Annotated in this window: 12 protein-coding genes; 7 read left to right on the plus strand and 5 right to left on the minus strand. The window is 67.6% G+C overall.

Annotated elements, in window-relative coordinates:
- Positions 1 to 13 precede the first annotated feature (13 nt).
- From HLB44_RS06700 to HLB44_RS06730, 7 genes are all read left to right on the plus strand, one after another.
- Positions 14 to 262 (plus strand): PP0621 family protein, encoded by a 249-nt coding sequence (locus HLB44_RS06700; protein ID WP_173121779.1) that lies wholly within the window; start codon positions 14 to 16, stop codon positions 260 to 262.
- Positions 252 to 2,231 (plus strand): sensor histidine kinase, encoded by a 1,980-nt coding sequence (locus tag HLB44_RS06705; protein WP_173121780.1) that lies wholly within the window; start codon positions 252 to 254, stop codon positions 2,229 to 2,231. The genes HLB44_RS06700 and HLB44_RS06705 overlap by 11 nt, the downstream gene beginning before the upstream one ends.
- A gap of 11 nt (positions 2,232 to 2,242) precedes the next feature.
- Positions 2,243 to 3,790, plus strand: a complete 1,548-nt coding sequence (locus HLB44_RS06710) for a sigma-54-dependent transcriptional regulator (protein WP_173121781.1) — start codon at positions 2,243 to 2,245, stop codon at positions 3,788 to 3,790.
- Positions 3,780 to 4,358 carry a 1,6-anhydro-N-acetylmuramyl-L-alanine amidase AmpD gene (gene ampD / locus HLB44_RS06715; protein ID WP_173121782.1) on the plus strand — a complete coding sequence of 193 codons (579 nt, stop codon included), beginning with the start codon at positions 3,780 to 3,782 and terminating at the stop codon, positions 4,356 to 4,358. Before HLB44_RS06710 ends, ampD begins: the two co-directional genes overlap by 11 nt.
- 247 nt (positions 4,359 to 4,605) lie before the next feature.
- Positions 4,606 to 7,503, plus strand: a complete 2,898-nt coding sequence (locus HLB44_RS06720) for a ribonucleoside-diphosphate reductase subunit alpha (protein ID WP_173121783.1) — start codon at positions 4,606 to 4,608, stop codon at positions 7,501 to 7,503.
- A 196-nt stretch (positions 7,504 to 7,699) separates the two neighbouring features.
- The gene (locus HLB44_RS06725; RefSeq protein WP_173121784.1) at positions 7,700 to 8,941 is read left to right on the plus strand and encodes a ribonucleotide-diphosphate reductase subunit beta; all 1,242 of its coding nucleotides are present in this window, start codon (positions 7,700 to 7,702) and stop codon (positions 8,939 to 8,941) included.
- 216 nt (positions 8,942 to 9,157) lie between these two features.
- Positions 9,158 to 9,607 carry a histone gene (locus HLB44_RS06730; protein ID WP_173121785.1) on the plus strand — a complete coding sequence of 150 codons (450 nt, stop codon included), beginning with the start codon at positions 9,158 to 9,160 and terminating at the stop codon, positions 9,605 to 9,607.
- Positions 9,608 to 9,667: 60 nt separating this feature from the next.
- On the opposite strand, the gene HLB44_RS06735 is transcribed toward HLB44_RS06730, so the two are convergent.
- The 5 genes from HLB44_RS06735 to fba all read right to left on the minus strand — a co-directional run bounded on the left by HLB44_RS06735 (position 9,668) and on the right by fba (position 15,112).
- The gene (locus HLB44_RS06735; protein WP_173121786.1) at positions 9,668 to 10,762 is read right to left on the minus strand and encodes a tetratricopeptide repeat protein; all 1,095 of its coding nucleotides are present in this window, start codon (positions 10,760 to 10,762) and stop codon (positions 9,668 to 9,670) included.
- 2 nt (positions 10,763 to 10,764) lie between these two features.
- Positions 10,765 to 11,883, minus strand: coding sequence for a tetratricopeptide repeat protein (locus tag HLB44_RS06740; protein ID WP_173121787.1), 1,119 nt, complete (start codon positions 11,881 to 11,883; stop codon positions 10,765 to 10,767).
- 2 nt (positions 11,884 to 11,885) lie between these two features.
- Positions 11,886 to 12,806: a tetratricopeptide repeat protein gene (locus HLB44_RS06745; protein ID WP_173121788.1), complete on the minus strand. Its 921-nt coding sequence runs from the start codon at positions 12,804 to 12,806 to the stop codon at positions 11,886 to 11,888.
- A gap of 236 nt (positions 12,807 to 13,042) precedes the next feature.
- Positions 13,043 to 13,948, minus strand: a complete 906-nt coding sequence (locus HLB44_RS06750) for a phosphoribosylaminoimidazolesuccinocarboxamide synthase (RefSeq protein ID WP_173121789.1) — start codon at positions 13,946 to 13,948, stop codon at positions 13,043 to 13,045.
- A 99-nt stretch (positions 13,949 to 14,047) separates the two neighbouring features.
- Positions 14,048 to 15,112, minus strand: coding sequence for a class II fructose-bisphosphate aldolase (gene fba / locus HLB44_RS06755; protein WP_173121790.1), 1,065 nt, complete (start codon positions 15,110 to 15,112; stop codon positions 14,048 to 14,050).
- Between the last annotated feature and the right edge of the window lie 122 nt (positions 15,113 to 15,234).

Raw genomic sequence — 15,234 nt, forward strand, 5'->3', positions numbered from 1 at the left:
AGGCTCATCCGGCATGAAATACCTGCTCGTTCTGCTGGTGATCGGCATCGGCCTGTGGATGGTGACGCGACGCCTGCGCCGGCCGGCGCCGCCGAAGCCGCAGGCGCCCGCCGAGCCGAAGGTGCCGGCCCCCGCGGCGATGGTCGAGTGCGCGCACTGCGGCCTGCACCTGCCGGCCGCCGACGCGGTGCTCGAGGGCCGCCACGTCTATTGCGGCGAAGCGCACCGGCTGCTCGGCCCGCGCGCATCCGATGGCCGGTGACCGCGGCGCGGCGTCGCCGCGTTCGCGCTCGGCGGGCGGCTCGGCGACCGCCGCGCGCGACGAGCGGCGCAGCAACGACCGCCGCAGCAACGACCGCCGTCGCAGCGACCGACGCCAGGCCGATCGGCGCCAGGGTGATCGCCGCCAGCTGCCGCGCGACGACGACGAGGACTCGTGGTTCGGTGCGCTGGCCGGCGGCGCGCGTTCGACATTCCTCGGCGAGCGCGATGCCGGGCTGTGGGCCGACGAGGAGGGCGAGGCGGCCACCGAGAGCCGCTTTCTCGCGCGCGAGGCGCGGCGCATCGTCTCCACCGAGGGCAGCGCGCTGCGGCGTGTCTTCCGCGCCTACCTGATGGCACGGGCGGTGCTCGGCACCGCATTGGCGCTGACGCCGTGGATCATGAGCGTGATGGGGGCGCGGCTGTCGCTGCCGATGCTCGCGGTGTGCCTGGGTTATGCGGCGCAGGCGCTGTCGATGTGGCTGCTGCCGGGCCGCGGCGACGTGGCGGCGGCGGCCGCGCGGCCGCGGCTGGCGCGCCGCCAATGGGCGCTGACGATCGGTGTCGATCTGCTGGCCTTCTCGACGCTGTACCTGATCGATCCGGGCGCGCAACTGAACTTCGCCGCATTGCTGGCGCTGCCGGTGCTGATGGCCGGCGCGATGACCAAGCGCCTGGCCGCGCTGGCGACGGCGGCTTTCGTCACGCTGGTGTTGCTGGCGGGCGTCTGGCGCAGCGCGCTCGGCGGACAGTTCACCGTCGCGCTGTTGACGCAAGCCGGCCTGGCCGGCGTCGGTGCCTTCGTCATCACGCTGCTGTCGGGTGAGCTCGCGCAGCGGCTCGCGCGCGAGGAGCGGGCGGCACGCGGCAGCCTGGCGCTGGCGCGGCAGCAGGCGCGGCTGAACCGGCTGGTGATCGAAGAGATGGCCGACGGCGTCATGGTCGTCGACCGGCGCTGCCGCGTGCGCACGGCCAATCCGGCGGCACGCGCGATGCTCGGCGTCGCCGCGAACGCGCGCACGTCGTCATTCACGTTGCACGACGATCCGGCGTGGGCGACGCTGCTGTCGGCGGTCGAGCTGGCCTACGGCCTCGGTCACTGGCCCGAGGCGTTGCGCGAGATCAGCCTGCCCGGCACCGGCGGCTCGGCGCGCACGGTGCAGGTGCGCGCGCGCTTCACGCGCCGCGGCGGCATCGACGAAGACACCACGCCGCCCGAGGATGTCTGCGTGCTGTTTCTCGAAGACCTGCGCAGCGTGCAGGCCCGCATGCGGCAGGAGAAGCTGGCGGCGATGGGCCGGGTCTCGGCGGGCATCGCGCACGAGATCCGCAACCCGCTGGCGGCGATCGCGCAGGCCAACGCGCTGATGCTGGAAGACCCGCTGCCGGCACCGCAGCAGCGGCTCGCCCGCATCGTCGAGGACAACGTCGAGCGGCTCAAGCGCATCGTCGACGACGTGATGGCGGTGGCGCCCGGCGCCGAATCCCAGCAGCGGGTCATCGATGCCAGCACCGAGGTCGCGCGCATCGTCGCCGAATGGCGGGCCACCAGCGGGCTCGGCGCGGCCGACGCCGATCGCCTCGACGTGCGCCTGCCGAGCGAGCGGCTGCCGGTGCTGTTCGATGCCGAGCATCTGCGCCGCGTGCTGGTGAACCTGCTCGACAACGCGCGCCGCCACGGCAGCGAAACGCCCGGTGCGGTGCGCCTCGAGCTGCTGCCGCGCCCGAAGGAGGGCGGTGCGCTGCTGGCGGTGGCCAGCGACGGCGCGCCGATTGCCCCGGAGGTCGAGCACCATCTGTTCGAACCGTTCTTCTCGACGCGCAGCCGCGGCACCGGACTCGGCCTGTACATTTGCCGCGAGCTGTGCGAACGTCACCGCGCCAGCATCGAATACCGTCCCGGTCCGCCGGGCGATCGCCATCGCAACGTGTTCCGCGTCTCGATGCGCGGCGCACCTGCTGCACCGTAGAAGCTGCCGACATGCCTGCCCCTGCCGCCCCGAGCCTGCTGGTCGTCGACGACGAGCCCGACCTGCGCACGCTGTACGAGCTGACGCTGCTGCGCGAGGGCTACGACGTCGAGACCGCCGGCTCGGTCGAGGAAGCCTGGCAGCGCCTGGTCGAGCGCGGCTACAACGCGGTGATCACCGACATGCGCCTGCCCGACGGCAGCGGCCTCGACCTGCTGCGCCGTCTCGAAGCGGCCGATCGATCCGAGAAGACGATCGTCATCACCGCCTACGGCTCGGCGGAGAACGCCGTCGAGGCGCTGAAGGCCGGCGCCTTCGACTACCTGACCAAGCCGGTCGACCTGCGCCAGTTCCGCGGCGTCGTGGCTGCGGCGCTCGGCCGCGCGCCCCAGACGGCGCCGAGCGTCAAGCCCTCGTCGCTGCCGCCGGCGACAGCGCCCGCGGCCGCGCCCGTGGCGGCTGTTGCGCGCGCCGCACCGGTGGCCGTCGCGGAGCCGCCGGCGCCCGGCGCGCACCCGGCATTGCAGCGCCTGATCGGCGGCTCGGCCGCGATGCAGCAGGTGCGCTCGATGATCGAGCGTGTTGCCCGTGGCATGGCGCCGGTGATGGTGCAAGGCGAGTCGGGCACCGGCAAGGAACTCGTCGCGCGTGCGATCCATGGCGTCAGCGGACGCTCGGCGCAGTCGTTCATCGCAGTCAATTGCAGCGCGATTCCCGAGCAGCTGCTGGAGGCCGAGTTCTTCGGCTACCGCAAGGGTGCCTTCACCGGCGCGAACGAGGACCGCGAAGGCTTCTTCCAGGCCGCGCATGGCGGCACCTTGTTCCTCGACGAGATCGGCGACTTGCCGCTGTCGATGCAGAGCAAGCTGCTGCGCGCGATCCAGGAGCGTTCGGTGCGGCCGATCGGCGCGGTCAGCGAAATGCCGGTCAACGTGCGCATCGTCAGCGCGACGCACAAGGACCTGTCGACCGAGGTCCACGAGGGCCGCTTCCGCCAGGACCTCTATTACCGGCTCAACGTGATCCAGCTGCGCATGCCGCCGCTGCGTGAGCGCACCGACGACCTGACCGCCATCTGCGGCGCGGTGCTGCAGCGCATCGCGCGGGATGCGGGTGTCGCGCCCGCGCCGCGGCTGTCGGCCGAGGCACTCGCTCACTTGAGGGCTTATTCCTTTCCGGGCAACGTGCGCGAGCTGGAGAACCTGCTGCACCGCGCCGTGACGCTCGCCGGCAACGACGTGATCGAGCGTGGCGACCTCGGGCTCGACGACAACGGCGAGCCGGTGGGCGACAACGAGTGGGTGCCGACGGTGGCGCCCGCCGCCGAGCCGCCAGCGCCGGAGCCGGGGCGCGCAGCGCCGGTGGCGGCCGAGCCGGCGCCGCTGCCGCCGGACCTGGTGGCCTACCTCGATCAGATCGAGCGCGACGTGCTGCAGCGTGCGCTCGAACGCTATCGCTTCAACCGCACGGCCGCCGGCGCGAGCCTCGGGCTGTCGCTGCGGCAGATGCGCTACCGCATGGCGCGGCTGGGCATCAACCTGTCGGACCATGGGGAGTGAGCCAACCTGGTCCGACGACGGGTGGTGGACGGCGGCGCGGCGCATCGATTCACCGAACCACGGCCCGCGGCCCGACGCGGTCGCGATCGAACTGGTGGTGCTGCACTCGATCAGCCTGCCGCCGGGCGAATACGGCGGCGACCAGATCGAGCGCTTCTTTACCAACCGGCTCGACATCGCCGAGCATCCGTACTTCGAGCGCCTGCGCGGCGTGCAGGTCTCGGCGCACTTCGTGATCCGCCGCGACGGCGAAGTGCTGCAGTTCGTGTCGACCGAGCGCCGGGCCTGGCACGCCGGCCGCTCGCAGTGGGCCGGCCGCGACGACTGCAATTCCTGGTCGATCGGCATCGAGCTCGAAGGACTCGAGGGCGAGCGCTTCGAGCCGGCGCAATACGCCGCCCTCGTGCCGCTGCTGCGTGCGCTGCGGCGGCGTCATCCGATTCGCGCCGTGGTCGGGCACGAGCACGTCGCGCCGCAGCGCAAGCAGGACCCCGGACCCGGCTTCGATTGGGCCGGACTGCGGCGCCGTCTGCGCTGGTCGCCGCGCCGCTTTCCGGCCGCGACCTGAGGCGCTGCGTCGCGCGGGGGTCGGCGTCTGCAGCGCTAGCACAAACGCGGCGCTGGTCGGGGAAAGTCCGGTGGTGTACGCTATAGGTAGTGTCTAGAGTACCGCGTGGCCCTAGATGTAGTGTCTTCGGTCCACCGGCGCTCCACGGCATCTCCACAGCCTTATCCACACCCGACCGATTGATTGCCTGTCTGGCCGCCCGCTGCGCGGCCCGATCGGTCGACTGCTGCCAGAAAGAGGAGTACGCATGCAAACAGCCATCAGCAGGGCGCAAGAGCCCGCCATTGCGCAGCCCACCGCCGCTGCCATCGCCGGCGCGCCGGTGTCCGCCTACGCCGGCTACCAGATCATTCGCCGCAACGGCTCCGTGGTGTCCTTCGAGCCGAACAAGATTGCCGTTGCGCTGATGAAGGCCTTTCTCGCGGTGCACGGCACGCAGGGGGCGGCCTCGGCGAGCGTGCGCGAGACGGTCGATGCGCTGACCGAGGCGGTCGTGCGTGCGCTGCTGCGCTCGCGTCCGGGCGGTGGCACCTTCCACATCGAGGACGTGCAGGACCAGGTCGAGCTCGGCCTGATGCGCGGCGGCCACCACGAGGTCGCGCGGGCCTACGTGCTGTACCGCGAGCGCCGCTCGCAGGAGCGTGCGCGCCAGGGCCAGCCGGCGCAGGCGCAGGAGCCCCAGCTGCACGTCGTCGATGGCGGCCGGCGCGTGCCGCTCGACCTGCCCGCGCTGCGTGCGCTGATCGAATCGGCCTGCGCCGGCCTGGGTGCCGATGTCAGCGCGCAGCCGATCCTTGCCGAGACGCGGCGCAACCTCTACGACGGCGTGCCGATCGACGAAGTGCACAAGGCCGCGATCCTCGCCGCGCGCACGCTGATCGAGAAGGAGCCGTCCTACAGCCGCGCGACGGCGCGGCTGCTGCTGCACACGATCCGCAAGGAGATCCTCGGCGAGGAGGTCTCGCAGGCGCAGATGGCCGAGCGCTACGCCGAGTACTTCCCGCAGTTCATCAAGAAGGGCATCGCCGCCGAGCTGCTCGACGGCAAGCTGGCGCAGTTCGACCTCGCGCGGCTCGGCGCGGCGCTGAAGGCCGAACGCGATCTGCAGTTCGACTACCTCGGCCTGCAGACGCTGTACGACCGCTACTTCCTGCACATCCAGGACACCCGCATCGAGATGCCGCAGGCCTTCTTCATGCGCGTCGCGATGGGCCTGTCGCTGAACGAGATCGACCGCGAGGCGCGGGCGATCGAGTTCTACGACGTGCTGTCGTCGTTCGACTTCATGTCGTCGACGCCGACCCTCTTCAACAGCGGCACGCAGCGCTCGCAGCTGTCGAGCTGCTACCTGACGACGGTGGCCGACGACCTCGACGGCATCTACGAGGCGCTGAAGGAGAACGCGCTGCTGTCGAAGTACGCCGGCGGCCTGGGCAACGACTGGACCCGCGTGCGCGCGCTCGGCTCGTACATCAAGGGCACCAACGGCAAGAGCCAGGGCGTCGTGCCGTTCCTGAAGGTCGTCAACGACACCGCGGTCGCGGTCAACCAGGGCGGCAAGCGCAAGGGCGCGGTGTGCGCATACCTCGAGACCTGGCACCTCGACATCGAGGAGTTCCTCGAGCTGCGCAAGAACACCGGCGACGACCGCCGGCGCACGCACGACATGAACACCGCGAACTGGATTCCGGACCTGTTCATGCGCCGCGTTCACGAAGGCGCCGACTGGACGCTGTTCTCGCCGTCGACCTGCCCGGACCTGCACGACAAATTTGGCACCGAGTTCGAGCGCGCCTACACCGCCTACGAAGCCAAGGTCGACCGCGGCGAGATCAAGCTCTACAAGCGCATGCCGGCCAAGGACCTGTGGCGCAAGATGCTGTCGATGCTGTTCGAGACCGGGCATCCGTGGATCACGTTCAAGGACGCCTGCAACGTGCGCTCGCCGCAGCAGCACGTCGGCGTCGTGCACTCGTCGAACCTGTGCACCGAGATCACGCTGAACACCAGCGACACCGAGATCGCCGTCTGCAACCTCGGCTCGGTGAACCTGGTGCAGCACGTGGTCGACGGCCAGATCGACCACGAGAAGCTCAAGCGCACGGTCAGCACGGCGATGCGCATGCTCGACAACGTCATCGACATCAACTACTACGCGGTCAAGAAGGCGCGCGATTCAAACCTGCGCCATCGGCCGGTCGGCCTCGGGCTGATGGGCTTCCAGGACGCGCTGTACCAGCTGCGCATTCCCTACGGCTCGCATGCCGCGGTGGAGTTCGCCGACCGCTCGACCGAAGCGATCTGCTACTACGCCTACTGGGCCTCCAGCGAGCTGGCCGAAGAACGCGGCCGCTACGCCAGCTACCGGGGCTCGTTGTGGGACCGCGGCATCCTGCCGCTGGATACGCTCGATCTGTTGCGCGAGCAGCGCGGCGGTGGTGAGGGCGCAGGCTACGTCGAGGTCGATCGTTCGCAGACGATGGATTGGGACGCGCTGCGCCAGCGCATCGCGCAGCACGGCATGCGCAACTCCAACAGCATCGGCATCGCGCCGACCGCGACGATCTCCAACATCATCGGCGTCGAGGCGTCGATCGAGCCCTGCTTCGGCAACCTGTCGGTCAAGAGCAACCTGTCGGGCGAGTTCACCATCGTCAACGAGTACCTCGTGCGCGACCTGAAGAAGCTCGGCCTGTGGGACGACGTGATGGTGATGGACCTCAAGCACTTCGATGGTTCGCTGCGCCGCATCGACCGCGTGCCCGAGGAGCTGAAGCAGCTCTACGCGACCGCGTTCGAGGTCGAGCCGCAGTGGCTGATCGAGGCCGGTGGCCGTCGCCAGAAGTGGATCGACCAGGCGCAGTCGCTGAACATCTACATGGCCGGTGCATCGGGCAAGAAGCTCGACGAGACCTACAAGCTCGCGTGGCTGCGTGGACTGAAGACGACCTACTACCTGCGCACGATGGGCGCGACGCATGCCGAGAAGTCGACCGTCACCGCGGGCGCGATGAATGCCGTGTCGAGCAGCGCCGCAGCACCGATCGCTGCAGCTGCAGCTGCAGCCACGATGATCGACGAGACGCCGGCCAGCGACATCAAGTTCTGCTCGATCGACAACCCCGACTGCGAAGCTTGTCAGTGATCGAAGCCTGTCAGTGATGCGCGATGAACCGCACCGCATGACGACGATGTGGTGCGGCCGCGCGGGGTCCCTCGCGCATGCGTTGCGATGCTGCGCAACGATGCACGAGGGCAACAACGAGGCCGCGCAAAAGTCAAGAAGTGCTTGGTGTTTGAACACAACACTCCGATAATTCGAGACCATAGGAAGCACACACATGCTGGTCTGGGAAGACGACGTTCGACTCCCATCGACGACTCAATCGAAAGGCAGTGCGACACCGATGGCCGGTGACGCGCTTGCGCATCAATCGACGACGCTGCAGCCGCCGCAGTTGCAGCCAATCACCGCGCTGCAAGCAGCGGTGCCTTCGACCTCACCGACACAAGCGACGCGCGCACCGCAAGCCGCGACGCAAGCGCAGGCCGCAGTGAAGAACACGCGCCGCGTCACCGCGGCCGAGAAGCGCATCATCAACGGCCAGACCGACGTCAACCAGCTGGTGCCGTTCAAGTACAAGTGGGCGTGGGAGAAGTACCTCGCGACCTGCGCGAACCACTGGATGCCGCAAGAGGTCAACATGTCGCGCGACATCGCGACCTGGAAGGATCCCAACGGCCTGACCGAAGACGAACGCCGCATCATCAAGCGCAACCTCGGCTTCTTCGTCACGGCCGATTCGCTCGCGGCGAACAACATCGTGCTCGGCACCTACCGTCACGTCACGGCGCCCGAAGCGCGCCAGTTCCTGCTGCGCCAGGCCTTCGAAGAAGCGATCCACACGCACGCCTACCAGTACATCGTCGAGTCGCTCGGTCTCGATGAAGGCGAGATCTTCAATGCGTACCACGAGGTCTCGTCGATCCGCGAGAAGGACGAGTTCCTGATCCCGTTCATCGACGCGATCATGGATCCGAACTTCAAGACCGGCACGCTCGAGACCGACCAGACGCTGCTGCGTTCGATCATCGTCTTCGCGTGCCTGATGGAAGGCCTGTTCTTCTACGTCGGCTTCACGCAGATCCTCGCGCTCGGCCGTCAGAACAAGATGACCGGCGCAGCGGAGCAGTACCAGTACATCCTGCGCGACGAGTCGATGCACTGCAACTTCGGCATCGACCTGATCAACCAGATCAAGCTCGAGAACCCGCAGCTGTGGACGCCCGAGTTCAAGGCCGAGATCAAGGCCCTGTTCCTGAAGGCCGTCGAGCTCGAGTACCGCTATGCCGAGGACACGATGCCGCGCGGTGTGCTCGGCCTCAACGCTTCGATGTTCAAGGGCTACCTGCGCTACATCGCCAACCGGCGTGCAACGCAGATCGGCCTCGAAGCGCTCTTCCCGAACGAAGAAAACCCGTTCCCGTGGATGAGCGAAATGATCGACCTGAAGAAGGAAAGGAATTTCTTCGAAACCCGCGTCATCGAATACCAATCCGGTGGCGCATTGAGTTGGGACTGATCGATCCGGCGCGCACAAGCCGGACGGTCGTCCCGACACGGGATCAAGATCCGCAGCCGTTTCACCGAGGCCGATAGAAGTCTCGGACACGGTTGCTCCCCAGTTCATCGGCGCGGATGAAGAAGCCGGCATCAACCGGCACGCATCCGAATCGATGAATGGCCCCATCGCTCGAGCGGCTGGGGCGTGTTTCGCAACTTGATCAAGGAGATCGTCATGGCAACTGCGAAGAAGGCTCCGGCCAAGAAGGCTGCAGCGAAGAAGCCGTCGGCAGCCAAAAAGGCGCCGGCCAAGAAGGCCGCACCGGCCAAGAAGGCCGCACCGGCCAAGAAGGCCGCACCGGCCAAGAAGGCCGCCGCGAAGAAGGCGCCCGCGAAGAAGGCACCGGCGAAGAAGGCCGCGCCGGCGAAGAAGGCGGCACCGGCCAAGAAGGCCGCCGCGAAGAAGGCGCCGGCCAAGAAGGCGGCACCGGCGAAGAAGGCGGCTGCGAAGAAGGCGGCACCGGCGAAGAAGGCGGCTGCGAAGAAGGCCCCGGCGAAGAAGGCTGCCGCGAAGAAGGCGCCGGCTTCCCCCGCTGCCCCTGCGGCGGCCCCTGCAGCGCCTGCGGCGAAAACCGCGCTGAGCCCTGCCGCCGCGTGGCCGTTCCCGACCGGGAACAAGCCGTAAGCGGCGTGCGTTAGCCCTTGAAGAACCCGGCCTCGTGCCGGGTTTTTCTTCTCTGTTGGCTCAGGCGCTCTTCACTCGATCTTCCAATTGATCGAGGTTCAACTCCAGCATGCGCTGGATCTCACGGTGTCTTGCAAGCGCGTGCGACGCGAGCATCGAACAATCCTTCAGGTACCGCTCGCCCATGCGCTCCTGGACCTGGGCGAGTCGGGCCAGCAGGTAGGCGAGGTCATCCGCTTCGAGCTCGGCATGGGATGCAGCCGCGGCTTGCAATGCGAATTCGCTGACGTGGTCGAACAGCTCGAGATGCACCAGGCACCACGCCTGATCGACCGCCACCAGAGGCCGAAAGCGAGGCGCCAACTCTTTCTTGTCGATCGAGGCGAGCATCATCAAGGCTTCATGGAACTTGCCTTCGACCGCCAGCAACTCGCCCTGCAGCATCGGCACCATCAGGCGAAGTGACTCGGTGCCGATGGCGGCGTCGTAGTTGAATGCCGAGGCCGCCTCCATCGAGGCCTGTTTCACCTCGGCCGACATCGGATTGCCCAAGGCATCCGCCAGGCGCACATTGGCCGTGCGATAGGCGGCCATGTTGTGCATCAATGCGCTCATCGTTGCGCCGTCGCCCTCGGCGGTGGCGTGCCGGCGTGCCCGCTCGTACCAGGGGCGCGCCTTCTTGAAGCTGCCCGTGAAGTGGAATGCATCGGCGAGCACCAGTGACGCCCGGGCACGGGCCTGGTGGTCGTCCTCCGGCGCCTGCGTCAACGCTTCCTCGATGAAGCGCACCATCGAGTCGTAGCGGCTGTCGTTGAAATCGATGAGGGCCATCCACGCCGCGCTGCACGGCCATGCGCGCGTGACCTTGAACGTCGCCGCCAATCCGTACGCACCGCGAAAGCGGTCGCAGGCGGCCGTCGAGCGCATCTGGAAGTAGTGCAGCATGCCCTCGGCCAGCATCAACCAGCAGGCGACCTCCGGATCGATGCGGTTGCCGAAGTGAGCCTTGACGCTGTCCATCCACTTCATTGCCGCGTCGACCTGGCCTTGCCGCGCGAAGTGCGAGGCCGCCCGGCAGACGTCGCGCGCCCAGGACACGCTGTCGGTGCTGGTTCGAATGCGCTTGTCGAGTTCCGCCAACAGGATCGAGCCCATCGTCAATTCCCTGCCGCGGGTGTGAGGTAGTCCTTCATGCGTGCGTCGAGCTCATCGAGCTTGCCTTCGAGTGCGGCCTGGGCACGGCGGTGCTTCGCCAATGCGCGAGTTGCCAGCTCCGAACAGTCCTTCACATACTGCCGATCCATGCGTTCCTGAGTCCTGGCGAGCCGGGCATACAGGTACGCCAAGTCGTCGGTTTCCAGCTCGGTGTCATCGACACGCGCGGCCTCGAGCGCGAATTCGTCGACGTGCTCGAAGATCTCCAGCTGCACGAGACACCATGCGCGGTCCACTGCAACCAGCGGGCGAACGCGCTGCGGCAGGCACTTCGCATCGATCGAGGTCAACATCATCAACGCATCGTGAAACTTGCCCTGCACGGCCAACAGCTGTCCCTGGAGCATCGGCGCGCTCTCGCGCAGCCACGACGCCGTGCCGACAGCCGCGTCGTAGTTGAATGCTGACGCCGCTTCCATCGAAGCCTGCTTCGCCTCCGCCGGCATCTGGTCGCCGAAGGCATCGGCCAGGCGCACATTGGCCGTTCGGAATGCAGCCATGTTGTGCATCAGCGCGCTCATCGTCGCGCCGTCGCCTTCGGCGGTGGCGTGCCGGCGCGCGCGTTCGTACCAAGGCCGCGCCTTCTTGAACGTGCCGGCGAAGTGGAAGGCATCGGCCATCACCAGCGACGCACGCGCGCGGGCCTGGTGGTCGTCCTCCGGCGCCAGCGTCAGCGCCTCTTCGATGAAGCGCAGCATCGAGTCGAAGCGGCTGTCGTTGAACTCGTTGAGCGCCATCCACGCGGCACAAGACGGCCGAGCGCGGGCCGCATCGAATGCCACGGCGAGGCCGTAGGCACCACGGAACAAGTCGTGCGCGGTGCCCGGGCGCACCTGGAAAAAGTGCAGCATGCCTTCGCCCAGCATCAGCCAGCACGCGACTTCCGGATCGATGCGCTTGCCGAAGTGGCGCTTGACGCTGTCCATCCATTTCAGCGCCACGTCGACCTGGCCTTGCCGGGCGTAGTGCGATGCCGCGCGGCAGACGTCGCGTGCCCAGGAGACGCTGTCCGAACTGGCCCGGATGCGCTTGTCCAGCTCGCTCAACAGGATCGATACCATCGTCAGCCGCCCATCGACGCAGTGAGCTGATCCTTGATGCGCAGCTCCAGCTGATCGAGCTTCGCCTCGAGCGCGGCTTGGGCGTCGCGATGCCGAGTCAAGGCGCGCGCGGCCCGCTCGGAACAGTCTCTCACGTACTGCTTGCCGGTCTGCTCCTGCACACGGGCGAGTCTCGCGAACACGTACGCGAGGTCATCCGTTTCCTGGTCGATCTCATTGGCACGCGCCGCTTCGAGCGCAAACTCATCGACGTGCTCGAATATCTCGAGCTGGACCAGGCACCAAGCTCGGTCGGCAGCCACGAGTGGACGCTCGCGAACCGGTAGGTACTTCGTGTCGATCGAGGTCAGCATCATTAGGGCGTCGTGAAACTTGCCGTGCACGGCCAGCAACTGGCCTTGCAGCATCGGCACCATCAGTCGCCAGGACTCGGTCCCAACGGCCGCGTCGTAGTTGAACGCCGACGCCGCCTCCATCGCAGCCTGCTTCGCCTCTGCCGGCATCTCGCTGCCGAAGGCATCGGCCAGCCGCACGTTCGCCGTGCGGAATGCGGCCATGTTGTGCATCAGCGCGCTCATCGTCGCGCCGTCGCCTTCGGCCGTGGCGTGCCGACGCGCTCGCTCGTACCACGGCCGCGCCTTCTTGAAGGTTCCCGCGAAATGGTACGAGTCGGCCAGCACCAGCGAGGCGCGTGCCAGCGCCTGATGGTCGTCCTCTGGTGCGCGCGTCAGCGCCTCCTCGATGAACCGGATCATCGAGTCGTAGCGACCGTCATTGAATTCGATGTGCGCCATCCACGCGGCGCTGCAGGGCCGCGCACGCACGGTGTCGAAGGTGGCGGCCAGGCCGTAGGCGCCGCGGAAGCGGTCGTGCGCGTCGATCGAGCGCATCTGGAAGTAATGCAGCATGCCCTCGGCCAGCATCAGCCAGCAGGCCACTTCCGGATCGATGCGGTTGCCGAAATGGCGCTTGACGCTGTCCATCCATTTCAGCGCCGCGTCGACCTGGCCTTGCCGCGCGAAGTGCGATGCCGCGCGGCAGACATCGCGGGCCCACGACACGCTGTCCGGGCTGGTTCGAATCCGTTTGTCGAGCTCAGTCAGCAGTATCGAGACCATTCGGCGACCTCCCTGGCCTGATCAGGCCGCCAAGAGTCGGCCTAGGGCGCCAGCAACTCCAGCGCGGCGCGGTAACGGTCGGCGGTCGTCTGCGCAATCTCCGCGGGCATCTCCGGTGCCGGCGCCCGCTTGTCCCACAGCCTCCCGTCCACGGTCGCCGACTCTAGCCAGTCGCGCAGGAATTGTTTGTCGAAGCTCGCGGGATTGACGCCTTCCTGATAAGACTCCAGGGGCCAGAAGCGCGACGAATCCGGCGTCAGCACTTCGTCCATCAGCGTCAGCTGCCCGTGCTCGTCGAGGCCGAACTCGAACTTGGTGTCGGCAATGATGATCCCGCGCGACAGCGCATAGGCCGCGGCCTCGCTGTACAGGCGGATCGCCGTGTCGCGCACCTGCTCGGCGAGCGGCTGGCCGATCAGCTCGACGGTGCGCTCGAAGCTGATGTTCTCGTCGTGTTCGCCGGCCTCGGCCTTGGTGGCCGGCGTGAAGATCGGCGCCGGCAGCCGGCTCGCATTGCGCAAGCCCGGCGGCAGGGCGACGCCGCAGACGCGCCCGTCCTGCTGGTACTCCTTCCAGCCCGAGCCGGCCAGGTAGCCGCGCACCACGGCCTCGATCGGCAGCGGCTTCAGCCGCTTGACCAGCATCGAGCGGCCGCGCACCTGATCGACTTCGTCGGCGGCGACGACACTCTCCGGCGCGTCGCCCGTCAGGTGGTTCGGCACGACGTGGCCGAGCTTGTGAAACCAGAACAGCGCCATGCGCGTCAGCAGTGCGCCCTTGCCGGGAATCGGCTGGCCCATCACGACATCGAAGGCCGAGATGCGGTCCGACGCGACCATCAGGATGCGGTCGTTGCCGACGGCGAAGTTGTCGCGCACCTTGCCGCGTGCCAGCAGCGGCAGCGAATGCAGGCGGGTCTCGAAAACGGTGGTCTCGGCGGTACTCATGGGATGCTCGCAAGGAAAGGAAATCGCGCCCGGATTGTGCCGCCCGGGCACAAAAAAGCCCGCCGGCGGGCGGGCTCGTCGCAGCGGAAGATCAGCGCTTCAGTTGACGACCTGCGCCAGCTTGCCGCTGGCGTAGTTCTGCGCCACGGCCGTCAGCGGGATCGCCTGGATCTTGCTGCCCTGGCCTTCGCAGCCGAACTGCAGGTAGCGCTGCTTGCAGATCGCCTTGGCCGCTTCGCGCGCCGGCTTCAGGTATTCGCGCGGGTCGAACTTGCTCGGGTTCTCGGCGAAGAACTTGCGGATCGCCGCGGTCATCGCGAGGCGGATGTCGGTGTCGATGTTGATCTTGCGCACGCCATGCTTGATGGCTTCCTGGATCTCCTCGACCGGCACGCCGTAGGTCTCCTTCATGTCGCCGCCGTACTTGCGGATCTCGGCCAGCAGGTCCTGCGGCACGCTGGAGCTGCCGTGCATCACCAGGTGGGTGTTCGGGATGCGGCGGTGGATCTCCTTGATGCGCTCGATCGCCAGGATGTCGCCCGTGGGCTTGCGGCTGAACTTGTAGGCGCCGTGGCTCGTGCCGATGGCGATCGCCAGTGCATCCAGCTGGGTCTTCTTGACGAAGTCGGCGGCCTGCTCAGGATCGGTCAGCAGCTGGTCGCGCGTCATCGTCGCTTCGGTGCCGTGGCCGTCTTCCTTGTCGCCGCGCATCGTCTCCAGCGAGCCCAGGCAGCCGAGCTCGCCCTCGACCGTGATGCCGAGCCGGTGCGCCATGTCGACGACGGTCTTCGTGACGTCGACGTTGTACTCGTAGCTGGCGATCGACTTGCCGTCTGCTTCCAGCGAGCCGTCCATCATCACCGAGGTGAAGCCGAGGTCGATCGCGCCCTTGCACACGTCGGGGCTCTGGCCGTGGTCCTGGTGCATCACCAGCGGCACCTTCGGGTAGGCCTCGAGCGCGGCCTGGATCAGGTGCTTGATGAAGCTCTCGCCGGCGTACTTGCGGGCGCCGGCGCTGGCCTGCAGGATGACCGGGGCATCCACCTCGGACGCCGCGGCCATCACGGCCTGGATCTGCTCGAGGTTGTTGACGTTGTAGGCCGGGATGCCGTAGCCGTTGTCGGCGGCGTGGTCCAGCAGCTGGCGCATCGAGACGAGTGGCATGGTGGGAGTCCTGCGAAGGGGGTGAATGCGCAGGCGATTCCGGGTCGTGAAACCGCCGTGTAACCGGGGCTGAATTGTACGGCGGGGGGTCGAAATGGCCGGTCAAACGCCCGCTTTTCAAA

It is taken from the genome of Pseudaquabacterium terrae (genome assembly GCF_013266755.1).
GTDB lineage: Bacteria > Pseudomonadota > Gammaproteobacteria > Burkholderiales > Burkholderiaceae_C > Pseudaquabacterium > Pseudaquabacterium terrae.